The sequence below is a fragment of the Testudinibacter aquarius genome (assembly GCF_004342725.1).
In the GTDB taxonomy this organism is placed as follows: Bacteria; Pseudomonadota; Gammaproteobacteria; order Enterobacterales; family Pasteurellaceae; genus Chelonobacter; species Chelonobacter aquarius.
On sequence record NZ_SMCP01000016.1, the window covers coordinates 1 to 25,811 of the forward strand.

Consider the following 25,811-nt stretch of genomic DNA (forward strand, 5'->3'; position numbering starts at 1 on the left):
GTCGTTGTGAGGTGCGCATTATAGACATTCAGAAATTCTTTGCAACCCCTTTTTCTCACTTTTTTTCTGTTTTTTATCAAGCGATGGTTTTTTATACCAAGTCTGGGCAAAAATTATTTTTTATCTATATTTTAATATCGATCATAGCCTTTATTTCTACTGCTATAATGATTCATTGTTTTTAGGCAACAGATCAGCGACAATACTAGCCTTAACCATTTATTCATTTATTAGAGCCTATTTACATACAATGTCATTAAATCCATATCCACAGCAAGTCGATAAGCGCCGCACTTTTGCGATTATCTCACACCCCGATGCGGGTAAAACCACCATCACTGAAAAAGTTCTACTTTACGGAGAAGCGATTCAGACTGCCGGTACTGTGAAAGGACGCGGCTCCGGTCAACATGCAAAATCTGACTGGATGGAGATGGAAAAACAACGCGGCATTTCAATCACAACTTCTGTAATGCAATTTCCTTATAACAATTGCTTAGTCAATTTACTTGACACCCCCGGACATGAAGACTTTTCGGAAGACACTTACCGCACTTTGACTGCGGTTGACAGTTGTTTGATGGTGATTGATTCCGCCAAAGGGGTGGAAGAACGAACCATTAAATTGATGGAAGTCACGCGTTTACGCGATACACCGATTTTAACCTTTATGAATAAACTCGACCGTGATATTCGAGATCCGATGGAACTCTTAGATGAAGTCGAAAACGTGTTGAACATTCATTGTGCGCCTATCACTTGGCCTATCGGCTGTGGTAAATTATTTAGAGGAGTTTATCATCTTTATAATGATGAAACCTATCTTTATCAAACCGGTCAAGGTCATACTATCCAAACAGTCCGCACTATCAAAGGCTTGGATAATCCTGAATTGGAAAGTGCGGTCGGCAGTGATTTAGCCCAGCAACTACGTGATGAACTGGAATTGGTGCAAGGTGCATCCAACCCATTTGATTTGGACCTATTTTTACAAGGTCAACTAACACCGGTCTTTTTTGGCACCGCATTGGGTAATTTTGGGGTGGATCACATGCTGGACGGCTTAACGCAGTGGGCTCCCCGTCCACAACAGCGACACGCCGATCTGCGTGATGTTTCCCCTGCAGAAGATAAATTAAGCGGATTTGTGTTTAAAATTCAAGCCAATATGGATCCCAAACACCGAGATCGAGTTGCTTTTATGCGGATTGTCTCCGGAAAATACGAAAAAGGCATGAAAATGCACCATGTGCGAATCGGCAAAGATGTGGTTATTTCTGATGCGCTAACGTTTATGGCTGGTGATCGCAGTCACGCCGAAGAAGCCTACGCCGGTGATATTATCGGTTTGCATAATCACGGCACAATTCAAATCGGCGATACCTTCACCCAAGGTGAAAAATTAAAATTCAGTGGCATTCCCAATTTTGCGCCAGAACTGTTCCGTCGTATCCGCTTACGGGATCCGTTAAAGCAAAAACAATTGTTGAAAGGATTGGTGCAACTTTCGGAAGAGGGGGCTGTGCAGGTGTTCCGCCCGTTGATGAACAATGATTTAATTGTCGGTGCTGTCGGCGTATTACAGTTTGATGTAGTCGTTGCCCGCCTGAAAAGCGAATACAACGTAGAGGCTATTTATGAAACAGTCAATGTTTCTACCGCGCGTTGGGTTGAATGTGCTGATGTAAAAAAATTTGAAGAATTTAAGCGTAAAAACGAACAAAATTTAGCCTTAGACGGCAGCGATAATCTGACTTATATCGCCCCAACCATGGTAAACTTAAATTTAGCGCAAGAGCGGTATCCTGACGTTCAATTCTTCAAAACCAAAGAACATTAATATTTGAGAACATATCGCATCATTTTAATACTTATTTTTAACTGTTTTGGGCATCAATGCAGCAAGAAATGATGACCTAAGTCAAACTTTAGTTGAGAATGGTGCGCTTTTTATTTTCTTTATGTTATAGTTACGTTGCAATTCTGCAATTAATATTTTATTTTGTTTATCAAAAGTAAAATTCGCTGTCTTAAAAATTGAATGCCATAAGACAGTTTATAGTCCTTGTGATTTTATAGGTAAAAATAAATGCGTATTCCTAAAATCCTTATCGTCGAAGATGAAGCAGTTACCCGCAACACGCTAAAAAATATTTTCGAAGCCGAAGGCTACGAAGTGATGGAAGCCTCTGATGGTAATAAAATGCATACGATTCTATCTAGCCACTCCGTCAATTTGGTGGTGATGGATATCAATTTACCCGGAAAAAACGGGCTGATGCTGGCACGCGAACTACGTGAAAGCGCCAATACTGCACTGATGTTTCTGACCGGACGTGATAATGAAGTCGATAAAATTTTAGGATTGGAAATCGGTGCTGACGACTATATTACCAAACCATTTAATCCGCGTGAACTCGCTATTCGAGCCAGAAATCTACTGCAACGTACTATGTCAGAAAAAGATCAGCCAGTTTCTCACGAACATGTTGATCAATATCGTTTTAATGGCTGGATATTAGACATTAATAGTCGCACTTTAATTTCTCCTGAAGGCGAAAATAACAAACTACCGCGCAGCGAATTTCGTGCCTTGTTACACTTTTGTGAAAATCCAGGAAAAATTCAAACCCGTGATGATTTGTTGAAAAAAATGACAGGACGTGAACTCAAACCGCATGATAGAACAGTAGATGTGACCATTCGGCGTATTCGAAAACATTTCGAAGCCAATCCAGATACACCGGAAATTATTGCAACGATTCACGGCGAAGGCTATCGTTTCTGCGGTGAATTGGAATAAACTCAGACCGCACTTTAGATATAAAAAAACCGAGAATTAACTCGGTTTTTTCACAATGTCAATCAGCTTATTTTTTTAGTTTCAAGATAACGGTTTCACCCAATACAACCGTGCCACTCGATTTCTCAATACTGCTGATTTCATCCATGTTAGAAATAACAACCGGCGTTAATACTGATTTCGCTTTTGCTTCCAACAGGGCTAAATCGAACTCAATAATAGTGTCGCCTTTTTTCACTTCCTGGCCTTCTTCAGCAATACGGACAAATCCTTCGCCTTTAAGCTCAACAGTGTCGATACCAAAGTGAACAAATAATTCAACGCCTTCTCTGGACTCCATTGAAAATGCGTGGTTGGTTTCAAAAATTTTACCAATCACTCCATCAATCGGCGCAACAATTTTATTTCCAATTGGACGGATAGCAATACCGTCACCTACGATTTTTTCAGAAAAAACAACATCCGGCACATCTTCGATATTGACAATTTCACCAGACAACGGTGCATAAATTTCAACCTCAGCCCCTTTATTGTCTTTTGAACCGAACAGTTTATCAAATAAACCCATTTTACATTCTCCTCATTAAATCCATCAAAACATCAGTATTATGTTACCCGAAATTTCTTAATTTGTATCTAGTTTAAGCCATTTTCGGTTAAAAAAGCAGAAACTTTTGCTTCGATGCCTGCCGCTGTCGGCTGTTCCAGTACTTCTTCAGCCAAACGTTGCACATCTTTAAAATTGACACTACGAATCAATTTCTTGATTCTTGGTACTGAAATTGCACTCATGCTAAACTCATCAAGTCCCATACCAAGCAGCAGCAATGTTGCATTTTCGTCCCCGGCAAGCTCACCGCACATACCGGTCCATTTGCCTTCCGCATGAGAAGCATCAATGACTTGTTTAATCAAATTCAATACTGACGGTGTCATTGGATTGTATAAATGGGAGATCAACTCATTACCACGATCAACCGCTAAGGTATACTGAGTTAAATCATTGGTGCCGATACTGAAGAAATCGACTTCTTTTGCCAAGAACTTAGCATTGACGGCCGCAGATGGTGTTTCGACCATCACCCCGATTTGAATATTTTCATCAAATGCTTTGCCTTCGTTGCGCAACTCTTGTTTTAGCTCTGCCACCACCGCTTTTAAGATTCTGATTTCTTCCACTGAAATAATCATCGGGAACATCACGGCTAATTGGCCAAAAGCCGAAGCGCGTAAAACCGCTCTTAATTGTGCATTCAGAATCTCACGTTTATCCAAAGCAATCCGAATTGCACGCCAGCCCAAGAATGGGTTCATCTCTTTTGGTAGATTGAGGTAAGGTAGCTCTTTATCACCACCAATATCCATGGTGCGTAATACCACTAATTTACCTTCCATCGCTTCTACGACTTCTTTATAAGCCTGAAATTGCTCTTCTTCGCTGGGCAATTGATCGCGATCCATAAATAGGAATTCTGTGCGGTATAGCCCGACACCTTCAGCACCGTTACGGTGAGCACCGTCAATATCACGAATGGTACCAATATTTGCGCAAACTTCTACCCGATGTTCATCTAATGTCAATGCCGGCAAATCTTTCAATTTTGCCAATTCGGTTTTTTCTGCGGCAAGCTGCTGTTGTAAATTTTTTACGTTTTCCAGCTCGTTTTGCGTAGGATTAACCAGCACTTGGTTATTCACGGCATCCAAAATCAACATATCACCGCTGACAATGGACTTGGTGGCAATATTGGTTCCTACAATCGCCGGAAGCTCTAAGGAGCGAGCCATAATCGAAGTATGTGAAGTACGACCACCGATATCAGTGATGAACCCCAATACTTTATCCAAGTTCAGCTGTGCGGTTTCAGACGGCGTCAAATCATTGGCAACTAAGATAACCTCTTGATTGATTTCACCTAAATCAATAATATGCATACCCAAAATATTTTTTATCAAGCGGTTACCGATATCACGAATATCGCCAGCCCGCTCTTTTAAATACTCATCGTCAATTTCTGCCAACATCGAAACTTGTTGATCAATCACGCTGCTTGCCGCAAAATCAGCCGTCATTTGCTCATCACGAATCAACGCAATAATCTCTTCTTCCAGCTCTTCGTCTTCCAGAATCATCAAATGACCGTCAAAAATAGCGCCTTTTTCTTCGCCGAGTGTTCTGGTCGCTTTCTCTTTAATTGCCGTCAACTGTTCTACCGCACTTTCGCGACCGGTATAAAAGCGCTGAATTTCAGCGTCGATTTGAGATTCAGCAATGGATTTTGTATTTAACACAATTTCTTCTTCTTTTAAAACCAACGCCTTTCCGAAGACAATCCCTGGTGAAGCCAAAATACCTGAAATCATAATAAAACCTTTTCTTGGATAAAATTGCCGAAGCGAATAGTCCAACTATTCGCTGTTCATATTACGTTTGATTGCAGCCATGCGTTTTCACCTAGTTATACGGTGAAAGATCAAATGGTTTCTTATTCTAAGGTTGGAATCAATGCGACTAAATGTTCAACCGCTTTCTCTTCATCTTCCCCTTCAGCGCTGATAGTGATCACAGTGCCTTGCACCAGTCCCAGGGTTTGCAGTTTAAATAAGCTTTTTGCGCTTGAACTTTTGCCATTGGAAGTTACTGTAATATCCGAAGCAAAAGCTTTGGCTTCTTTAACAAATTGAGCAGCTGGACGAGTATGCAGGCCATTTGGAGCTGTGATGGTAACTTCTTTTGAGTACATAGTGATTTCCTTATAGAGATGAATAACATTGAATATAAATCAACATGTTGGTAACAATTACAAGTAGCATACGAAAATACCTACCGAATATCACCATTATTACAATTTTTTCATAATTATTTTACCGATTAAAATAATTAGTGGGGTTAGTATCAATATTCCACTTAAATAATCAAGCCATAACTGGAAAAAATATGAGTTATCGCACATTTTTTATTAAAATAAGTTCAAAAAACGAACAGATTTCACATTTTATAAACGAATTTAAACACTATATTAACGCCCTTTCTGCCCGCTAAAAACCGCCCTCAAACCTTAGTTTGTCACAAAATGCCGCCCGGCTTTATTCTCGTCCAACGCTACAATCAGACGATGGTAATTCTCGAAACGTAGCGGGTGGATTTTCCCCTGCTCGACAGCTTGTTGCAGCATGCAACCAGGATCATCCAAGTGCTTACAATCGCGAAATTTACAACCGCCCAAATAGGGCTGAAACTCACGATATCCATTGGTGATAGTATTACTATCCAAGTGCCATACACCAAATTCACGAATGCCGGGGGAATCAATCACCTCGCCACCGCACTTTAAACGGATCAAACGCGAAACCGTAGTGGTATGTTGTCCCAAACCGGAATTTTCACTCACCGCGCCGATGGGTAATCCTAAGTGCGGTTCCAAGTAGTTCAACAAACTGGATTTTCCGACACCGGATTGCCCGACAAAAATGGCACATCCTTGACTCACCAACTCAGTAAATTGAATCATATTCTCACCGGACTGTGTTGACAACATCAACACTTGATAACCAATATTACGATAGATATCAAAAAGTTGTTCAACTTCTTGTCGCTCATTTTCCTCGCATAAATCTACTTTATTCAATACCAGAATCGGTTCGATACCTAAACTTTCACAAACCACCAAATAACGGTCAATGATATTGCTGGAAAAATGCGGTAACATGGCTGACACAATAAAAATTTTATCAATATTAGCGGCAATCAATTTAATGCCATCGTAATAATCTGGGCGCGACAGCACATTTTTACGTGGCTGCACTGCCTCGACCACGCCGCTAATGCCTTGCAGCTGCTGGTGCCCGGCACGCCACAACACATAATCACCAACTACTAAATTACTGACTGTACGGCGTAGATTACAGCGAAAAACCTCTCGATTATGACCTTCAATATCCGCATGCAGCGCATAACGTGAGATCACCCGCCCTTGCTGAATCTCGCCCAGCATTTCATCTTGCCATTCCACGCTATCCCGTTTTTCTTTTTTACGTTGTTGATATTCACTCAACGTTTTCTGCTTGTTGGATTGGATCCTGCGTTTCTGGTTTTTGGTTAACTTTTGTTTGCTCAAAAAATTTATTACCCCTGATTATTTTTACGCTAGAATAACGCCTGAATTTGAATCATTAGGATACCTTATATTATGCAATTAGATAAACAAAATCTGATTTGGATCGATTTAGAAATGACCGGCTTAGATCCTGAAAAAGAGCGGATCATTGAAATCGCCACCATTATCACCGATAAGGATTTGAACATCCTCGCCGAAGGGCCGGTGCTGGCAATTCATCAGTCCGAGCAACAGCTCGCCGCCATGAGTGACTGGTGTGTCAAAACCCACACCGCCAACGGCTTGGTACAACGGGTGAAAGAAAGCAAGCTGACCGAACGTGCCGCCGAGTTACGTACCTTGGACTTTTTAAAAAAATGGGTGCCGAAGCACTGTTCACCAATTTGTGGCAACAGCGTAGCGCAGGATAAACGTTTTTTATTTAACTATATGCCTGAATTAGCAGATTATTTTCATTACCGCTATTTAGATGTCAGCACACTCAAAGAACTTGCCGCACGTTGGAAACCTAGCGTTTTAGACGGGTTTAAAAAACAAAATACCCATCTGGCTCTGGATGACATTCGTGAATCCATCGCCGAACTGGCGTACTATCGGCAGCACTTTATCAATTTAGCGTAATCTCTCTTTTGCTCACAAAATAATCTAACTTTATTTTGTGAGCCAGTTCTCATTGCTGTTATTTTCATCGTGACAAAAGCGCTTTTCTGTGAATACTCAATAACTGATTTTTCGTAATTTTCACCACTTATTTTGGGAAATAAATATGAAAATCTTAACCTTCACATTAAAGACTTGGTTTAATCAAGATCACAAACTTGCCTACCCGTTTCCATAACGACGATTCGGATAAATATCCTTTTCTCTTCAACATACGTCAAGATTAATTTGGCGCCATTGCACATCCTTTATTTGTTAACTCAACAAATAAGGGCTTACTTTATTCTAAAAAAGGATCATTATTATGAATCATTTTAAACATTTACCTGAACCGTTTCGTATCCGCGTGATTGAACCGGTGAAAACCACCAGTCGCGAATACCGCGAACAAGCGATTTTAAATGCCGGCATGAACCCGTTTTTATTGGACAGCGAAGATATTTTTATTGATTTATTGACCGATAGCGGTACCGGCGCCATCACACAAAATATGCAAGCAGCCATGCTGCGCGGAGACGAAGCCTACAGCGGCAGTCGCAGTTACCACACGCTAGCCGCCACCGTTAAACAGATTTTTGGGTATCAGCATACGATTCCGACCCATCAAGGACGTGGTGCTGAACAGCTTTATATTCCGGTGTTGATCCGTAAAAGAGAACGTGAAAAGGGCGGTAAGCCGGATAGCATGGTAGCTCTCTCAAATTATTTTTTCGACACCACTCAAGGTCATACCCAGATCAATCGCTGTGTCGCGAAAAACATTTATTGTGCCAATGCATTTAATACTGATGTTTATGAAGATTTTAAAGGCAATTTTGACCTTGCTAAACTGGAGCAAGCGATTATCGAAATCGGTGCCGAAAATATCCCCTATATCGTCAGCACCATCACTTGCAACTCTGCCGGCGGACAGCCGGTTTCACTCGCTAACTTGAAAGGTGCCTATGAAATTGCACAGAAATACCAAATTCCGGTGGTGATGGACTCTGCCCGTTTTGCTGAAAACGCCTATTTTATTCAACAGCGTGAAGCTGCTTATGCCGATTGGAGCATAGAGCAGATCACCTACGAGGCTTATAAATACGCCGATATTCTGGCAATGTCTGCCAAAAAAGATGCCATGGTACAAATCGGCGGTTTGCTGTGTTTCAAAGACGACAGCCTGCTAGATGTCTATACCGAATGTCGTACTTTGTGTGTGCTGCAAGAAGGGTTTCCGACTTACGGCGGCTTGGAGGGTGGCGCCATGGAGCGGCTTGCTGTCGGCTTGGTAGATGGTATGCGCCAAGACTGGCTCGCCTATCGAATCCAACAAGTGCAATATCTGGTGGACGGCTTGCAAGCCGTCGGCATTTATTGCCAGCAAGCCGGTGGACACGCTGCTTTTGTCGATGCCGGAAAATTGTTACCGCATATCCCGGCAGAGCAATTCCCCGCCCATGCTTTAGCATGTGAACTGTATAAAACCGCTGGCATAAGAGCCGTAGAAATCGGCTCGCTTTTGCTGGGACGCGATCCGCAAACTGGTAAGCAGCACCCTTGTCCGGCAGAGCTGCTGCGGCTGACGATTCCCCGTGCAACCTACACCCAAACACATATGGATTTTATTATTGAAGCATTTCAAAAAATAAAAGAAAATATCCATAATATTAAAGGGTTAGAATTTGTATATGAACCACCGATTCTGCGACACTTTACCGCACGCCTAAAAGAGGTTGATTGAATCGATTGATTGATAACCTGTTTTATTCGATAAAGTGCGGTCAGCGCAGCAATCAGACCGCACTTTCACCCGATTCTTGCGTTTATGGAGTGTTACACATGAAAAAACAACCTTCTTTAATCGGCGGTTCTTGTGTTATTGCCAGCGTTTGTGTCGGTGCCGGCATGCTGGGCTTACCCAGCGCTGGCGCCGGAGCTTGGACAATTTGGTCATTAATCGCAATTACCCTGACCATGTTAGTCATGACAATATCCGGTTGGCTGCTGCTAGAAGCCTTTCAGCACTATGATATCCGAGCCTCTTTTGACAGCGCCACCCGCGATTTATTAGGTAAAGAAATTAATTTTATCAATAATTTAGCGGTGTATTTTGTCGGCTGTATTTTACTATACGCCTACACCACCTCCTCGGGTCTAATCATCGCACAACTACTGGATATCTCCTCCAATATAGCTGCGGTTTTATTCGTGCTCATCTTCTCAGCTTTTGTGTGGTATTCCACCAAAGCTGTCAGCCGTATCTCAGTTGTGTTAATCGCGTTTATGATTCTCAGCTTCGTTTTCAGCATTTCCGGCATGTCGCTGCATATTGATCTCAATATCTTATTTGACCGCTATAGCCACGACAGCGAATACGCCCGTTATTTAATGGTATTACTGCCGGTCGCACTGACCTCCTTTGGTTACCACCACTCGGTTGCCTCAATGCGAATTCATTATGGTGAAGAGCGAAAAGCACAAAAAGCGATTCTGGGTGGCACGCTGATCGCACTTGGATTTTATGCGCTTTGGCTGTTCAGCATTTTTGGCAATTTACCGCGCGATCAATTTGCGCCGGTGATTGCACAAGGCGGCAACGTCGACGCTTTATTAAACGCCCTAAGTGCGGTCATCGACTCGCAACAAGTCAGCCATGCAATCCATGTATTCTCGATGGCGGCAATTCTCTCCTCATTTATCGGCGTTGGACTGGGATTATTCGATTTTTTGGCAGATTTTTTCCAATTCGACAACAGCCGTAAAGGGCGAAGCAAAACTTGGCTACTGACCTTTCTGCCGCCATTGATCATGTCATTACTGTTTCCGTTCGGATTTGTGATGGTCATCGGCTATGCCGGCGCTGTCGCAACCATTTGGACTTGCATGACACCGGCACTGCTCGCCAGAAAATCGCGTCAATTGCATCCTGAAGACAGCGGTTTTAAGGTAAAAGGTGGCAAGGTCACTATCTATTTGGTAATGTTATTCGGGCTGTTGGTCGCGGTGTTCCATGTTTTGGCGATGCTTGGCAAATTACCGAATTACCTCGGATAATGCCCTATAAGCGTTTTGGATTATCAAACATCAACAACCCCTAATAAGGCATTTTGCTATCGCTCACGGTTTTTCAAGTAAAATGCCTTAATTTCCATCAATCAAAAACTTTTTTTTAAATTTGGGCTTGCAGGCAAATTATTTTTTTGTATAATGCACCCCACTGATAACGTCAGTACCTATCTTAAATGCGGGAATAGCTCAGTTGGTAGAGCACAACCTTGCCAAGGTTGGGGTCGCGAGTTCGAGTCTCGTTTCCCGCTCCAAATTTTCAAATAACTCTTTTTTCTATATTATCTATTTTAAACACTACTTGCAGCAAAAGTGCGGTTTTGATCGTGCATTGCCACTCAAATTCCTCTATGATTAACATTCCGATTCACCACTTATATAATATCTATTATCTGCTATGCCGTTATTGCACAACCCAACTTACACCACCCAATTCGATAATGAAGCGCAATTACTTGAGTTTGCCGCTCATTTAAGCCATCTACTGACACAATCTAGCGCACTAGAACAAAACAACGGTTTTGTTGTCTATCTATATGGCGATCTGGGTGCAGGGAAAACCACCTTCAGCCGTGGTATAATTCAGGCAATGGGGCACAGCGGCAATGTAAAAAGCCCGACCTATACCTTAGTGGAAGAGTATCATTTGGCAACAGCAGCCATCTATCATTTCGATCTTTATCGTTTGGCGGATCCTGAGGAGCTAGAATTTATGGGTATTCGCGATTACTTCCAATCCGGCTCGTTGCTGTTATTGGAATGGCCGGATAAAGGCGGTGGCATGATCCCAACAGCCGATCTCAGCCTGCGTCTGAGCTATCTGGCACAAGGACGAGAATTATCTCTGACTGCACACAGCGCTATTGCGCAACAAATTATTTGCCAACTGCCGTAAAACTACGGAAAATAGACGGCTTGAACATAAAACGACCTGACGAAAGATCATAGAATGAAAAAAACCGCTTTATTTTTAACCTACCTGTTAACATTATTATTGGGTTTAATCAGTTTTGCCGCCAATGCCGGCACGTTGACCTCAATTGAGGTCAAAAATGCGGCTAAAAGTACCAAGATCGAATTTTCTTTCTCGTTGGCAACCAAATACAGCTATTTCACACTGCAAAATCCGGAACGCTTAGTCATCGATTTTGCCAACAGCCAAAGTCATGCCAATCTGCTGCCGAAAAAAATCAGTGGCAGTGTTGCAACCAATTTGCGCACCAGCAATCCACCACGCTCTTCAACCCTGCGGGTGGTTTTAGAGCTTAGTCAACAAAGCAATTTCAAATTTCAAAATAACGGTAAAAAAATCATCCTGTCACTGGATAATCCAGTCGGCAAAACCACAACTGCGTCACCGAATAAACCGGCTGCCAAATCGACAAGCACCAAAGCAACAAACAAGAATACCAGCAGCAATAACAATAAGTCCGTCCGCAGTTCTGCTTCACGCAGTGGAGTCTTTATCATTGCGATTGATGCCGGGCACGGCGGGAAAGATCCGGGCGCTATTGGCACCGGTTTAGGGCTGCGTGAAAAAAATGTCACTTTACAAATTGCGAAAGAGTTAAAAGCGCTACTCGATAAAGATGCCCGTTTTAGAAGTGTGTTGACCCGCACCGGCGACTATTACATTTCAGTGCCTGACCGTTCTGAAATTGCACGTAAAAACAAAGCGAATTATTTGATTTCAATCCATGCCGACTCCAACGGTTCTTCGTCACTGCGTGGCGCTTCGGTTTGGGTGTTATCAAACAAACGCGCCAGCAGCGAAATGGGACGCTGGTTGGAAGATCACGAAAAGCAATCAGAACTGCTCGGCGGCGCTGGTAATGTGCTGGCTTCTCATGACGAGAAATACTTGAACCAAACCGTATTGGATCTGCAATTCGGGCATTCACAACGGGCTGGTTACCAACTGGGTCAATCCATTTTGAAACGTTTCGGACGTTTTGCCAAATTGAGTAAAAATGTACCACAACATGCGAGCCTCGGCGTGTTGCGCTCACCGGATATTCCTTCGGTGTTGGTCGAAACCGGTTTTTTATCCAACCATGAAGAAGAGAATAAATTAGCCACGCCGGCTTATCGCCGCCAGATTGCCAATGCCATCTATCTCGGTTTAATTGATTATTACAACAGTAGCGGTGAAGCCATCAATAGTAAAAGCGCCTCCAGCAGCGGTAAAAGTGCGGTCAGCAGCAATACGCCGGCTTACCATACCGTGAAAAACAACGAAACCTTGGGTGCCATTTCGATCAAATATAATATAAAGCTGCGTGAATTACGCCGTTTGAATAACTTAAACAATGATAATGTGCGTGTTGGGCAGAAAATTAAACTGCGCGACTAAACCGAAAAGAGTGAAATAGCCATGCCGATTCAAATTCTTTCGCCACAACTCACCAATCAGATCGCCGCCGGCGAAGTGGTAGAGCGTCCGGCTTCGGTGGTGAAAGAGCTGGTTGAAAACAGTTTAGACGCCGGTGCTGACGAGATTCACATCGAAATTGAAAATGGCGGCGCCGGGCTGATCCGTATTCGTGACAATGGTTTTGGCATTGCAAAAGCAGAACTGGGATTAGCTTTATCTCGTCACGCTACCAGTAAGATCAGTACCTTAGAAGATCTGGAAGCCATTTTAAGTTTAGGTTTTCGCGGCGAAGCCCTTGCCAGTATCAGCTCGGTCTCACGCTTGACCTTGACCTCTCGCCCGCCGCAACAAGCGGAAGCATGGCAGGTTTTTGCACAAGGTCGGGAGATGGAAACAACGATACAACCTGCCGCCCACCCAGTTGGCACTACTGTCAATGTGGCAAACCTATTTTTTAATACGCCGGCACGCCGCAAATTTCTTCGTACCGAAAAAACCGAATTTAACCATATCGACGAAGTCATCCGCCGAATTGCGCTGGTCAAACCGCAAACTGCATTTATCCTGAGCCACAACGGCAAAGTGGTGCGTCACTATCGCAAAGCAGTCGATCCACAACAAAAAATTAAACGCCTCGCAGCAATTTGCGGGCAGGATTTTGTCAACCACGCCTTGCAAATTGATTGGCGCCATAATGATTTACATCTTTATGGCTGGGTGGCAGACAGTGGTTTGTTACGCCCACAAAATGACCTGAATTACAGCTATGTCAACGGTCGTATGATGCGTGATAAAACCATCAACCACGCGGTACGCCTTGCTTACGGCGAACATATCCCCAGCGAAAGCTATCCGGCGTTTGTGCTGTTTATCGATTTGGATCCGTCGCAAGTGGATGTCAATGTGCACCCGGCAAAACACGAAGTGCGGTTCCACCAAAACCGTCTGGTACACGATTTTATTCATCAAGGCATATCGCATGCGCTCGAATCAGCAACTGAATTGGATTTTGGCGAACACACCAGCAACCCGACTGCCAACACCACTCGAGCAGCGGCTGGAGAAAATATTTTTGCCGCCGAAACGCAAAATAATAGAAACGCTAATATTGAAAAACCGCAAATTGAAAAACAAAAAAGTGCGGTCGCTGAACCAACAGCCATCTATACTCCCCGCGAGCAGCAAAAAGCAGCTACTCCACCTTTTGAACGCTATAAAACGCCTTATACCAAAGCACATGGAACGGCTTACCAAGCCTTATTACACAACGAAAAGCCAACCTCTGAAACGCGTTATCATCCCGTAGTTGATAAGCCGGAAACACCACATTTGCGTTTGCTGACGTTATTAACCACCGAGCAATTGATTTTATTACAGCAACAGCAACAGCTTTACCTTGTTTCAGCCAAGGCGTTACAACGCACAAAACTTCGCCTGACGCTGACACAAAACGAAATTCAAACTCAGCCGCTGCTGATTCCATTGGTGATTCATCTCAGCCCTGAACAGACCCGACACTGGCAACAGCAAAAACCGCACTTTGCCCGCTGCGGTTTTGAAATTACCCAATACGGCAATGCAGAAAAAAGCCGCCTGACCCTGAGTGCAGTTCCGACATTGTTACGGCGGCAAAACTTGCAAACTTGTTTAGTGAGCCTACTGAATCAGCCGCTCGACCGTTTTGAGGATTTTCTCAAAACCTTAGTGGATAGTCTCGATTTAACGCCGATGCAGTCGCTGGCTGATGCCGCCAATGAGTTTGCTACTGTCGAACAACTGGCAACCAATCAAACGGAACAGATTAAACATTTGCTGCGGCCCCTCGATCTACAACCTTATTTAACCGAGGAAAATCCGAGTGAATGACAGCCAAATCTCCGCCGCTGATAATCCAAAACCGACGGCGATTTTTTTAATGGGGCCGACCGCTTCCGGCAAGACCGATCTGGCGATTCAATTGCGCCAACAACTGCCACTGGACGTCATCAGTGTCGATTCCGCCTTGATTTATCGTGGTATGGATATCGGCACCGCCAAACCTACGCCACAAGAGCTGGCACGAGCACCACACCGCTTGATTGACATTAAAGATCCGGCAGAAAGTTATTCCGCTGCCGATTTTCGTCACGACGCCTTGCGCGAAATGCAGCAAATTACTCAGCAAGGCAAAATACCGCTGTTGGTCGGTGGTACGATGTTGTATTACAAAGCCTTACTCGAAGGATTATCACCATTGCCAGCGGCGGATGACAAAGTGCGGTCTGAGATTGAACAAATTGCCAAACAACAAGGTTGGGCATATTTGCACCAACAACTGCAGCAAATCGATCCGGTTGCGGCGGCACGCATTCATCCCAATGATCCGCAGCGGATTAACCGTGCGTTGGAAGTGTATTATATCAGCGGCAAAAGCATGACCGAGTTGACCGAAACCGCCGGCGAAAAATTGCCTTATCAGATTTTGCAATTTGCCATCGCTCCGCAAGACCGAGCGGTATTGCATCAACGTATCGAACAACGTTTCCATAACATGATTGCGCAAGGGTTTGAGCAAGAAGTACAAAAGTTGTACCAGCGGCAGGATCTCCATTTAGATTTACCCTCGATCCGCTGTGTCGGCTATCGCCAAATGTGGGAATATTTATGCGGTGATTACGACCAAAAAGAGATGATTTATCGTGGAATCTGCGCTACCCGTCAACTGGCAAAACGGCAAATTACATGGCTGCGTGGTTGGAAATCTGAAATTCACTGGCTGGATAGCCTGAATATTTTACAGGCAAAACAAAAAATCATCCGGATTTTGCAAGAAACATCATCCCGTTAGCGCCTGCCTGATGACATTATCAAATAAAATTGTTATATTGAAAGCAGGAGACAGACAAGACACCAAGCCGTCATTTCCTGCTCAACCTATTACGCTTGGTACACCATTATAAAAATTCACTATAACTACAAATATGAGGAATCCAACGATGGCAAAAGGACAATCCCTACAAGATCCTTACTTGAATTCACTACGCCGTGAGCGTATTCCCGTGTCGATTTATCTGGTCAACGGTATCAAATTACAGGGACAAATCGAATCATTTGATCAATTTGTTATCTTGTTAAAAAATACCGTCAGTCAAATGGTTTACAAACATGCGATTTCTACCGTCGTGCCGGCTCGTTCGATTTCGCACCACAATAATTCGCAATCGTCTGCAACGACGAATGACAATAAAGTCGAAAACGACGACAACCAATAGCCGTTGATGGACAAACCATTTGATCGATAATGATAACAACAGCGCTCTCAGTGACACCAAACAGAGCGCTATTTTCGATTGTACCATCGGTGCAGCCAAAGGTGTTCGGGAGCAGTTGCTGGAAAACGAACGTGCCATTTTGGTGCATGTTTTTTTCTCACAGCAAAAAGATCTGGACAACATCGAAGAGTGTCGTCAATTGGCGGCGTCTGCCCAAGTCGATGTGGTCGAGGTACTGACTACTTCTCGCTCTGCGCCACAAGCCAAATACTATCTCGGCGAGGGCAAAGCAGAAGAAGTGGCAGAAGCGGTCAAACTGCATAATGCCGACATTGTGTTGGTCAACCATATCCTCAGTGCGGCACAAAACCGTAATTTAGAACGTTTATGCGGCTGTCGGGTAATTGACCGTACCACGTTGATTTTAGATATTTTCGCCCAACGTGCCCGTTCCCATGAAGGCAAATTACAGGTTGAATTGGCGCAACTTAAACACATTTCTACCCGTTTAATCCGCGGCTGGACCCATTTGGAACGCCAAAAGGGCGGTATCGGCTTACGTGGCCCCGGAGAAACCCAACTGGAAACCGACCGTCGCTTGATCAAAGTGCGGTTAAGCCAATTACAGGCGAAACTGGCGAAGGTCACTCAACAGCGCAATCTCAATCGTCGAACTCGGCAAAAAGCCGAAATTCCGACACTTTCACTGGTCGGTTACACTAACGCCGGCAAATCCACCTTATTCAATGCCCTGACCACCGCCGAGGTTTATGCTGCGGATCAACTGTTTGCTACACTCGATCCGACGCTACGCAAGCTGAATATCGACAATGTCGGCACCACTATTGTTGCCGATACCGTCGGTTTTATTCGCCATTTGCCGCATGATTTGGTCGAATCCTTTAAATCCACCCTGCAAGAAACCACCGAAGCGACGTTACTGCTACATGTGATTGATGCCTCAGATGAACGACGTCAAGAGAATATTGAAGCGGTGAACTCGGTATTGGAAGAGATCGGTGCCGAAAACGTGCCGGTGCTGCTGGTGTTCAATAAGATTGATCAGTGTGAAAACGTAGCACCGCATATCGAATATGATGATCAAAACAAGCCAAGTGCGGTCTACCTTTCTGCCCAACATGGTGATGGAATTGATCTACTGCTGGAAGCGATTCGACAACGACTCGAAAACCAAATCTTACGTTTACAATTGCTATTACCGATAACGGAAGGAAAAGTAAGACACTTATTTTATCAAAACCACTACATTCAGACCGAAAACATCACTGAGAACGGTGAATTTTTCATTACATTACAAATTGATAGCAATAAATGGCAGCAACTTACCGCCCACTACCCTGATTTAATAAACTATATTAAATAATTTTCTTTTGCTTTCATTTGGCAAATTCGTTACACTCACGCCCAGTTAAAAATCACGATAAAAACGTTATCACTATCACAAAAACAAGCTAAATTTTAGCCAAATTTGTGATTAGGTACACTTTTTATAAAAAAGCACTTTACTTCATAAATGAAGCCATTCAAAATTTAATCGAAAGAAAACGAAAACGTATTCGATTCTTTCGTAAGGGGTTGAAAATGACAAGTACTGTGGAAAGACGCTCGCAAATTGTACAAATTGTGAATACTCAGGGCAGCATTCGAGTGGAAGCACTCGCACAGCTGTGCTCGGTATCCAGCGTTACTATTCGCAGTGATTTGAGTTATCTGGAAAAACAGGGCTATCTACTGCGTTCACACGGCTTTGCTTTGCCTAATAACCGGATCATGCATGAATTATCCATAAAAGAGAAACGCAGCCAGCATGCCGATGTCAAAAGTTTAATCGGGCAAGCTGCGGTGAAACAGATTCAAAACGGGCAATCGATTATTCTGGATTCCGGTACCACCACCAAAGAAATTGCGGCAAATATGCAGCATCTCAATGATGTGGTAGTAATGACCAGCGGTTTGGATGTAGCGATGGAACTGGTGAGTGCCGATGGCGTTCAGGTTCGTATGCCCGGTGGGATCTTAAGAAAAAATGCGCTCTCTTTTTCCGGAATTTCTGCAGAGAAGAGTTTAGAAAACTATTTTTTTGACAAGGTATTTTTAGGCGTAGACGGCTATGATTTAAAAGTCGGGATTACCACGCATAATGAGCAAGAGGCGAATTTAAATCGTCTGATGTGTGATATTTCAACACAAATCATCGTAGTGACCGATTCCAGTAAATTTGGTAAACGCAGCTTTCATGTGATTCGCGAGTTCAGCGGAATTGATATGCTGATTACCGACAGCGGCATTCCGCAAGAATATTTACAGGCTTTTCAGGATCAAGGCGTCGAGGTTATCTTAGCTGATACAAAATAGCGCTAAGCAGTAAATACTTTTCTCAACACCATGGCTGGCCCCTTACCAGACACGACATCAATTTATGTCTAATCAATTAAGGAGTTATCATGGAATATTTGGGTCTGAAAACAGAATTACTTGAACAAGCTCAAGCGTTTTGGACTGCAAAAGAGATCTGCCAGCAACCGGATTGCTGGCAACAAACAATGGCGCTGATCGATAACCAACGCCAAGCTATTGACCATTTTCTCGCACCACTCTTTGAGAAAAAAGCCTTACGCATCATTTTGACCGGCGCCGGTACTTCCGCCTTTTCTGGTGAGGTATTAGTGCCGTTTTTCAACCAATTGACCAAACATCAAGCTGCTGCCATTGCCACCACTGATTTGGTTTCTAACCCCTATCAATATCTGGACTCTGATACACCGACGTTACTGATTTCATTTGCCCGCTCCGGCAACAGCCCGGAAAGTGCCACAGCAGTACAATTGGTCAACCAAGTGGTGAAACACAGTTACCATTTAATCATCACCTGTAATCAACACGGCAAGCTCTATCAAGATTATCATCACTGCGATAATGTTTATGCACTAGCACTGCCGCCACAAACCAATGATAACGGCTTTGCAATGACTTCCAGCTTCTCGTCAATGACGCTAGCCACGGCAATTATCTTCTTGCAACCGCACTTTGCCCCGACGTTAGTTAAGCAAGTGATCAACACCACAACCCAGTTTATCCAACAGCAGCACAAACGGATTAAAACCATTGCAGCACAAGAGGTTGAACGGATTGTTTATCTCGGCAGTGGTGGTTTCAAGGGCTTAGCGCAAGAATCCGCCCTTAAGTTACTTGAATTAACCGCCGGCGAAGTGGTCGCCATGTACGACACGCCACTGGGTTTCCGCCACGGGCCTAAATCGATTATCAACAATCAGACTATTGTGATCGTATATCTGTCAAATAACCCGTATACCCGTCAATATGATATCGATCTTTGCCAAGAAATTTTACGCGATCAGAAAGTAAAAGAATTGCTGATTCTGACCAGTAAGCCGGAGCCGGCACTGCCGCAGCATCTGCAATTTTGTTTGGACGGACTAGCCGATGAAACCGATCTTGCGTTGGCATTCCCTTATGTGGTTTTTGCCCAGATGTTTTCGTTCTACCGCTCTTTGTTAAGCGGTCACACCACCGATAATCCTTGCCCGAGCGGCGAAGTGAATCGGGTGGTGCAAGGCGTTATCATTCACCCTTATCAACCTTAACCGCTCTTTGCAGCTCAGGAGAAATTATGCCTAATATTGTATTAAGTCGTATCGATGAAAGACTGATTCACGGTCAAGTCGGCGTGCAGTGGGTCGGTTTTGCCGGCGCAAATCTGGTGCTGGTGGCTAACGATGAAGTGGCCGAAGATGAAATGCAGCAGAATCTGATGGAAATGGTGCTGGCCGACGGAATCGACGTGCGCTTTTGGCCATTACAAAAAGTGATTGACAATATTCACCGTGCCGCCGATCGACAAAAAATTCTGTTGGTTTGCCGCAGTCCTTCCGACTTCCTGAAATTGGTCGAGGGCGGCGTACCGGTGAAAAAAATTAATGTCGGCAATATGCACTTTGCCGAAGGCAAACAACAAATTTATAAAACGGTATCGGTGGATTCACAAGATGCCGCAGCATTTAAAAGGCTTCAGCAGCTTGGGGTGGAATGCTATATCCAAGGCGTTCCAACTGAAGAATCCATAGATCTATTTAAACTACTCAAATAAGGAGGCACACCATGGAAATTGGATTGCTACAATCAATTCTCCTCGGCATCATTGCTTTTATAGCAGGTCTCGATCTCTATAACGGCTTAACCCACTTCCACCGTCCGGTGGTACTCGGACCGATCGTCGGATTAGTCCTTGGCGATTTACAAACCGGCATCTTGGTTGGCGGTACATTAGAATTGGTATGGATGGGCTTGGCACCACTCGCCGGCGCCCAACCACCAAACGTTATCATCGGTACTGTGGTCGGCGCAACCTTTGCGATCACCACCAAAACCGATCCAAAGGTTGCCGTCGGGGTTGCTGTGCCGTTTGCCATCGCCGTGCAAATGGGGATCACGTTCCTATTCTCGGTCATGTCCGCAGTGATGTCACGCGTTGACAAAATGGCGGAAGAAGCCAATCTGAAAGGCATCGATTACGTCAATTACTTCGGCTTGTTGGTATTGGGAACGTTCTATTTCTTCTGTGCTTTCCTACCGGTTTACTTCGGTGCGGAACACGCCGGTAAAATTATCGAAATGTTACCGAAAGAAGTCATCGACGGCCTGGGCGTTGCAGGCGGAATCATGCCGGCTATCGGATTTGCCGTCTTGATGAAAATCATGATGAAAAACGTCTATATCCCATACTTTATTTTAGGATTTGTCGCTGCCGCTTGGCTGCAATTGCCGGTCTTGGCAATCGCTGCTGCTGCGACTGCAATGGCAATTATCGACTATATGCGTAAAGGCACTGAAACCGTTGAAGTTAAAAAACAGGAGTTTGAAGATGGAATCTAAACTGAATACTCAAACAGCGGCACAAAATGACGATGTCTATGAAGATCAAAGCATCGGTGCCGAACTGACAAAACATGACATCAATGTCATGGCATGGCGTTCACTGTTGCTGCAAGCCTCGTTCAACTATGAAAGAATGCAGGCGGCAGGATGGTTATACGGGCTAGCGCCGTCACTGAAAAAAATCCATACCAATAAAGCAGATTTAAGCAAATCCATGAAAGGGAATCTGGGCTTCTTCAATACTCACCCGTTCTTGGTCACCTTCGTGATGGGAATTATTTTGGCAATGGAACGTTCCAAACAGAACGTCAATAGTATCCAAAGTACCAAAATCGCAGTTGGTGCACCATTGGGCGGTATCGGCGATGCCATGTTCTGGCTGACCTTGTTGCCGATTTGTGGTGGTATCGGCGCCAGTTTGGCATTGCAAGGCTCGATTATGGGCGCAGTTTTCTTCTTCGTGGTGTTTAATATCGTACACTTTGGTTTACGCTTCGGTTTGGCGCACTACTCCTACCTCATGGGGGTCGCTGCCATTCCGGTGATTAAAGCCAACACTAAGAAAGTCGGACATGCCGCCTCAATTGTGGGGATGACCGTTATCGGTGCTTTAGTGGCAACCTACATCCGCTTCAACACTACCTTGGAAATCACCGCTGGTGATGCCGTGGTGAAAGTGCAAGCTGATGTGATCGACAAATTGATGCCGGCATTCCTGCCACTGGTATATACCTTGTTAATGTACTATCTGGTTAAACGAGGTTGGTCGCCACTACGCCTGATTATTCTAACTGTTGCCATGGGTATTATCGGACGCTTTGCCGGTTTGCTGTAACAATAATATCGACCTTGGTTGGGGGATTGTCCCCAACTGCTTTTAAGGAGTTTTACATGATTAGTATTATTGTACTGGGACACGGTCGTTTTGCTTCCGGTATCCAATATGCCGTCAATCAAATTATCGGGGAACAGGATAATATCGCTTTTATTGATTTTCCGGAGAGTAAAAGCCCCGCCCAGCTGAAACAAGATATTCTGACCGCACTTGAACAATTGAATCATACCCGCGGCGTACTGTTTTGCTGCGATATCCTTGGCGGCTCGCCTTTCAGAACCGCCGCATTAATTACGCAAGACTTAGCGATCGCTGAAGTGATCACCGGCAGCAATCTGCAAATGCTGATTGAATGCAGTATGGAAAAAGATGAATTGGCATTTTCCGACTTAGTGAACTTAGCATTAAATAGCGGCAAACAAGGGATCACCAAACTCAGTGATGAATTAAACCAAAGCAAACCACAGGCTGCGCAACCAGAAGACGGAATTTAAGGAACAGTTATTATGTCAAAAAGAATCGAACGCTTAAAAAAAATTTGTAATCAACAAGGTATCATCAGTGCACTGGCGATTGATCAGCGCGGCGCCCTGAAACGGATGTTAGGCGATGATATCACCCCACAACAAATTAGTGAATTCAAAACCCTGGTTTCCCAGATTTTAACCCCGTATGCTTCCTCAATCTTATTAGATCCCGAATTCGGCTGGTCAGCCGCCACTGCCAGAGACAACGAATCCGGTTTAATGATGGCGTATGAAAAAACCGGCTACGACAAAACCACTGTCGGGCGTTTCCCCGATTTAATCGACGATATTTCCGTATTGCGCTTAAAAGAGAAGGGCGCGGATGCCGTCAAATTGCTGCTGTATGTCGACGTGGACGAACCGGATTGCATTAATGATCGCAAAAAAGCCTTTGTCGAGCGTATCGCCTCTGAATGCAAAGCGGAAGAGATGCCGCTGTTCTTAGAAATTTTAACCTATGACGCTAACATCGAAGATGAAAAAGCCTTTGCCAAACTGAAACCCCGCAAAGTCATCGAAGCGATGCGCAGCTATGCCGATCCCAAATATGGCGTGGATGTGTTCAAAGTCGAAGTGCCGGTCAACATGAAATATGTCGAAGGCTATGCCAAAGACGAAGTGCTTTACAGCCAAGCTGAAGCCGCTGCTTATTTTGCCGAGCAAAGTGCGGTGTCACCGCTGCCGTTTATCTTCCTCAGCGCCGGGGTCTCCGCTGAACTGTTCCAACAAACACTGGTTTTCGCCAAACAAGCCGGCTCCCATTACAACGGCGTGTTATGCGGTCGTGCCACTTGGGCAGACGGTGCCAAAATCTACAAAGCACAAGGTAAAGCTGCCTCAATCGAATGGTTGAAAACTCAAGGCATGCAAAATATCCAAGAATTGGATGAGGTGTTGCAGCAAAACGCCACCCCGATTTCATTTTAAATAACAAGGAGAAAAAACATGGCGATTATTCATACCCGAATTGATGGACGTCTGATTCACGGTCAAGTAGCTAACCTCTGGACTTCTTATCTTAATATTTCACGTATTATGGTGGTGGATGAAGTCGCCGCAAACAATGATATCGACAAAGCGGGGCTGCGTTTAGCCTGCCCTGCCGGTGTCAATTTAAGTGTGTTGACCATTGAAAAAGCCGCAAAAAATATCAACGACGGACGCTACGATTCACAACGCGTATTACTGATCACCCGCAATCCTCAAACTTTACTCGGACTTGTCGAACATGGCGTAACCCTAGCAGAAATCAATGTCGGCAACATGTCGCAAACCGAGCATACCCGTTCCATAAAAAAATCCGTCAATATCACCGATAACGATATTCACGTATTTCAACAACTTTCTGCAAAAGGCATTTTTCTGACCGCACAAATGGTGCCCAATGAAGAAAAAATTAACTTAATGAAACTTTTATAAGGGGTATTAATCATGATTGAATGGTGGCAAATTCTATTAATTACCATCTATGCGTTTTATCAAATCTTAGATGAACTGACCATTGTCTCCAGTGCCGGATCACCAGTATTTGCCGGCTTAGTGACCGGGTTAATTATGGGCGATATGACAACCGGTCTGTTAATCGGCGGCTCAATGCAACTGACTGTGCTGGGTGTCGGTACATTTGGCGGTGCTTCACGGATTGATGCCAACTCCGGTACGGTTATCGCCACCGCATTTTCGATTGCCGTCGGCATGGATCCACAACTGGCACTCACCTCCCTTGCCGTACCAATTGCTGCGTTAATGGTCTACACCGATATTCTGGCACGGATGTCAAATGTGTTCTTCGCACACAGAATCGATAAAAATATCAATGACCACGCTTACGGTGCCATCAATATCAACTATCTATGTGGTGCCATCGCATGGGGATTGTCGCGCGCCCTGCCGATTTTCTTGGCTTTAGTATTTGGCGGTCCATTGGTCGAGGCATTAGTTTCTGCGATGCAGTCTGGTATTTTAAAAATTATTGCTGACGGTTTAACACTCGCCGGTGGCGTGCTACCGGCACTGGGTTTTGCGATTTTATTACGCTATCTGCCGACAAAACGCCATATTGCTTATCTGATTCTCAGCTTTGCATTAACCGCAATCCTAATCACGCTGTTCGGTAATGTCGCAGCAATCGGCAACGCCTTAGACGGCTTGCTGCCAAGTTCACTCGGCCGCTCTTACAACAGTCTGCCAATGCTGGCAATGGCAGCTATCGGTTTTGCTTTCGCCGTAATGGTTTACCAACGCAGTGTTAATGACAATGACAGCAACACTTCAGCTAAAAAATCCACATCTGCTACAGGAGAAATCGAAGATGACGAACTCTAATTTCAATAACACTATCGGTAATCCGAAAAATTATAAATTGACTGATGCCGATTTTCGTCAAATCAATACTCGAAGCCTATTTTTCAACCAACTTGGTTGGAACTACGAGCGGATGCAGGGTTCCGGCTATCTTTGGATTATGTTGCCACAACTGCGTAAAATGTATGGTGATAATTCGCCGGAACTGAAAAAAATGATGGTGATGCACAACCAATTTTTCAATACCAGCCCATTCTTCAACACAATTGTGAAAGGAATCGACTTGGCATTGGAGGAGAAAGAAGGCGAGAAATCAATTGAGGCAGTTGCCGGGATAAAATCCGGCTTGATGGGGCCATTCGCTGCCATTGGTGATGCCATCTTTGGTTCACTAGTGCCTGCCATTATGGGGGCAATTGCTGCGACGATGGCAATCGGCGGCAACCCACTGGGAGTTGGTTTGTGGGTGATGGTCGCCATCGCCACCATGATCTTCCGTTGGGTACAACTGAAAATCGCCTATCGCGAAGGGGTCAATCTTGTCACCACCTTAGGACATAAACTGAATGCCTTAACCAACGCCGCTACGGTATTGGGGGTGTTTGTTGTCGGGGTGATGTGTGCCACCATGGTGAACGTCTCTGTTCCTTATGTGGCAACCATCGGTGAAAAAGTGGTTTCGGCGCAAGCTAACTTAGATCTGATTTTGCCAAGATTAGTGCCTGCGTTAGTGGTCGGCTTTATCTACTGGCTGTTGGGGCGACCAAAAATGTCGTCCAATAAAGCCATTATGATCATCATTGCCTTGTGTATTCTATTCTCTTGGCTCGGCATACTGGCAAAAGGTTAATCAACCGCACTTTGAAGACAAAGCACACAGCGATGTGTGTTTTGTCTTTACAACAACCTTTGTTAATTGAATTTAAAACCACGAGGGTAATATGTTAGAAGCCATTATTTTTGATATGGACGGC

At 44.3% G+C, this 25,811-nt stretch carries 25 protein-coding genes, 1 tRNA gene and 2 pseudogenes; 24 read left to right on the forward strand and 4 right to left on the reverse strand.

Annotated elements, in window-relative coordinates; genetic code table 11:
• The 3 genes from EDC16_RS12775 to arcA all read left to right on the forward strand — a co-directional run.
• Window positions 1-185, forward strand: a 185-nt coding sequence (locus EDC16_RS12775; protein WP_208857797.1) for a hypothetical protein, incomplete at its 5' end; no start/stop codon positions are given.
• Between the two features lie 65 nt (window positions 186-250).
• Window positions 251-1,840 (forward strand): peptide chain release factor 3, encoded by a 1,590-nt coding sequence (gene prfC / locus EDC16_RS12180; RefSeq protein ID WP_132968130.1) that lies wholly within the window; start codon window positions 251-253, stop codon window positions 1,838-1,840.
• Window positions 1,841-2,089: 249 nt separating this feature from the next.
• Window positions 2,090-2,803: a two-component system response regulator ArcA gene (gene arcA / locus EDC16_RS12185; RefSeq protein WP_132968131.1), complete on the forward strand. Its 714-nt coding sequence runs from the start codon at window positions 2,090-2,092 to the stop codon at window positions 2,801-2,803.
• A gap of 67 nt (window positions 2,804-2,870) precedes the next feature.
• On the opposite strand, the gene crr is transcribed toward arcA, so the two are convergent.
• The 4 genes from crr to rsgA form a co-directional block, all read right to left on the reverse strand.
• The gene (crr, locus tag EDC16_RS12190; RefSeq protein WP_132968132.1) at window positions 2,871-3,371 is read right to left on the reverse strand and encodes a PTS glucose transporter subunit IIA; all 501 of its coding nucleotides are present in this window, start codon (window positions 3,369-3,371) and stop codon (window positions 2,871-2,873) included.
• Between the two features lie 68 nt (window positions 3,372-3,439).
• Window positions 3,440-5,167, reverse strand: coding sequence for a phosphoenolpyruvate-protein phosphotransferase PtsI (gene ptsI, locus EDC16_RS12195; RefSeq protein ID WP_132968133.1), 1,728 nt, complete (start codon window positions 5,165-5,167; stop codon window positions 3,440-3,442).
• A gap of 122 nt (window positions 5,168-5,289) precedes the next feature.
• Window positions 5,290-5,547, reverse strand: a complete 258-nt coding sequence (gene ptsH, locus EDC16_RS12200) for a phosphocarrier protein Hpr (RefSeq protein WP_034613710.1) — start codon at window positions 5,545-5,547, stop codon at window positions 5,290-5,292.
• A gap of 315 nt (window positions 5,548-5,862) precedes the next feature.
• Window positions 5,863-6,921, reverse strand: a complete 1,059-nt coding sequence (rsgA, locus tag EDC16_RS12205; protein WP_132968134.1) for a small ribosomal subunit biogenesis GTPase RsgA — start codon at window positions 6,919-6,921, stop codon at window positions 5,863-5,865.
• Window positions 6,922-6,993: 72 nt separating this feature from the next.
• Between rsgA and orn the strand changes: the two genes are divergently transcribed.
• The 21 genes and pseudogenes from orn (at window position 6,994) to EDC16_RS12305 (ending at window position 25,687) form a co-directional block, all read left to right on the forward strand.
• A complete protein-coding gene (orn, locus tag EDC16_RS12210) occupies window positions 6,994-7,542 on the forward strand; it encodes an oligoribonuclease (protein WP_132968135.1) in 549 nt (182 codons plus the stop codon).
• Window positions 7,543-7,885: 343 nt separating this feature from the next.
• Entirely contained in the window at window positions 7,886-9,304 is a 1,419-nt protein-coding gene (tnaA, locus tag EDC16_RS12215) for a tryptophanase (RefSeq protein ID WP_132968136.1), read from the forward strand.
• A gap of 98 nt (window positions 9,305-9,402) precedes the next feature.
• On the forward strand, window positions 9,403-10,617 hold the full coding sequence (locus tag EDC16_RS12220) for an aromatic amino acid transporter (protein WP_132968160.1): 1,215 nt from the start codon (window positions 9,403-9,405) through the stop codon (window positions 10,615-10,617).
• 190 nt (window positions 10,618-10,807) lie between these two features.
• A tRNA-Gly gene (locus tag EDC16_RS12225) sits at window positions 10,808-10,883 on the forward strand.
• A 143-nt stretch (window positions 10,884-11,026) separates the two neighbouring features.
• A complete protein-coding gene (gene tsaE / locus EDC16_RS12230) occupies window positions 11,027-11,524 on the forward strand; it encodes a tRNA (adenosine(37)-N6)-threonylcarbamoyltransferase complex ATPase subunit type 1 TsaE (protein WP_132968137.1) in 498 nt (165 codons plus the stop codon).
• A 54-nt stretch (window positions 11,525-11,578) separates the two neighbouring features.
• Window positions 11,579-11,938: pseudogene (locus EDC16_RS12870) on the forward strand (AMIN domain-containing protein); the annotation flags it as partial.
• Between the two features lie 156 nt (window positions 11,939-12,094).
• Window positions 12,095-12,763 (forward strand): annotated as a pseudogene (locus EDC16_RS12875) (N-acetylmuramoyl-L-alanine amidase); the annotation flags it as partial.
• Between the two features lie 240 nt (window positions 12,764-13,003).
• On the forward strand, window positions 13,004-14,869 hold the full coding sequence (mutL, locus tag EDC16_RS12240) for a DNA mismatch repair endonuclease MutL (RefSeq protein WP_132968139.1): 1,866 nt from the start codon (window positions 13,004-13,006) through the stop codon (window positions 14,867-14,869).
• A 49-nt stretch (window positions 14,870-14,918) separates the two neighbouring features.
• Window positions 14,919-15,830 carry a tRNA (adenosine(37)-N6)-dimethylallyltransferase MiaA gene (gene miaA, locus EDC16_RS12245; RefSeq protein ID WP_132968161.1) on the forward strand — a complete coding sequence of 304 codons (912 nt, stop codon included), beginning with the start codon at window positions 14,919-14,921 and terminating at the stop codon, window positions 15,828-15,830.
• A 148-nt stretch (window positions 15,831-15,978) separates the two neighbouring features.
• Window positions 15,979-16,254, forward strand: a complete 276-nt coding sequence (gene hfq, locus EDC16_RS12250; protein ID WP_132968140.1) for an RNA chaperone Hfq — start codon at window positions 15,979-15,981, stop codon at window positions 16,252-16,254.
• A 19-nt stretch (window positions 16,255-16,273) separates the two neighbouring features.
• Entirely contained in the window at window positions 16,274-17,638 is a 1,365-nt protein-coding gene (hflX, locus tag EDC16_RS12255; protein WP_416069083.1) for a ribosome rescue GTPase HflX, read from the forward strand.
• 218 nt (window positions 17,639-17,856) lie between these two features.
• Window positions 17,857-18,630 (forward strand): transcriptional repressor AgaR, encoded by a 774-nt coding sequence (agaR, locus tag EDC16_RS12260; RefSeq protein WP_132968141.1) that lies wholly within the window; start codon window positions 17,857-17,859, stop codon window positions 18,628-18,630.
• A gap of 89 nt (window positions 18,631-18,719) precedes the next feature.
• Window positions 18,720-19,880, forward strand: coding sequence for an SIS domain-containing protein (locus tag EDC16_RS12265; RefSeq protein WP_132968142.1), 1,161 nt, complete (start codon window positions 18,720-18,722; stop codon window positions 19,878-19,880).
• A gap of 26 nt (window positions 19,881-19,906) precedes the next feature.
• Complete coding sequence (gene agaV / locus EDC16_RS12270) at window positions 19,907-20,383, forward strand: PTS N-acetylgalactosamine transporter subunit IIB (RefSeq protein ID WP_132968143.1); 477 nt, start codon at window positions 19,907-19,909, stop codon at window positions 20,381-20,383.
• An 11-nt stretch (window positions 20,384-20,394) separates the two neighbouring features.
• On the forward strand, window positions 20,395-21,168 hold the full coding sequence (agaW, locus tag EDC16_RS12275; RefSeq protein WP_132968144.1) for a PTS N-acetylgalactosamine transporter subunit IIC: 774 nt from the start codon (window positions 20,395-20,397) through the stop codon (window positions 21,166-21,168).
• A complete protein-coding gene (gene agaE / locus EDC16_RS12280; RefSeq protein ID WP_132968145.1) occupies window positions 21,158-22,006 on the forward strand; it encodes a PTS N-acetylgalactosamine transporter subunit IID in 849 nt (282 codons plus the stop codon). Before agaW ends, agaE begins: the two co-directional genes overlap by 11 nt.
• A 56-nt stretch (window positions 22,007-22,062) precedes the next feature.
• Complete coding sequence (gene agaF / locus EDC16_RS12285) at window positions 22,063-22,500, forward strand: PTS galactosamine/N-acetylgalactosamine transporter subunit IIA (protein ID WP_132968146.1); 438 nt, start codon at window positions 22,063-22,065, stop codon at window positions 22,498-22,500.
• A 12-nt stretch (window positions 22,501-22,512) separates the two neighbouring features.
• Window positions 22,513-23,460: a tagatose 1,6-diphosphate aldolase gene (locus EDC16_RS12290; RefSeq protein WP_132968147.1), complete on the forward strand. Its 948-nt coding sequence runs from the start codon at window positions 22,513-22,515 to the stop codon at window positions 23,458-23,460.
• A gap of 18 nt (window positions 23,461-23,478) precedes the next feature.
• Complete coding sequence (locus EDC16_RS12295) at window positions 23,479-23,952, forward strand: PTS sugar transporter subunit IIB (RefSeq protein WP_132968148.1); 474 nt, start codon at window positions 23,479-23,481, stop codon at window positions 23,950-23,952.
• A 12-nt stretch (window positions 23,953-23,964) separates the two neighbouring features.
• Window positions 23,965-24,858 (forward strand): PTS mannose/fructose/sorbose/N-acetylgalactosamine transporter subunit IIC, encoded by an 894-nt coding sequence (locus EDC16_RS12300; RefSeq protein WP_132968149.1) that lies wholly within the window; start codon window positions 23,965-23,967, stop codon window positions 24,856-24,858.
• Window positions 24,845-25,687: a PTS system mannose/fructose/sorbose family transporter subunit IID gene (locus EDC16_RS12305; RefSeq protein ID WP_132968150.1), complete on the forward strand. Its 843-nt coding sequence runs from the start codon at window positions 24,845-24,847 to the stop codon at window positions 25,685-25,687. Before EDC16_RS12300 ends, EDC16_RS12305 begins: the two co-directional genes overlap by 14 nt.
• Window positions 25,688-25,811: the final 124 nt, after the last annotated feature.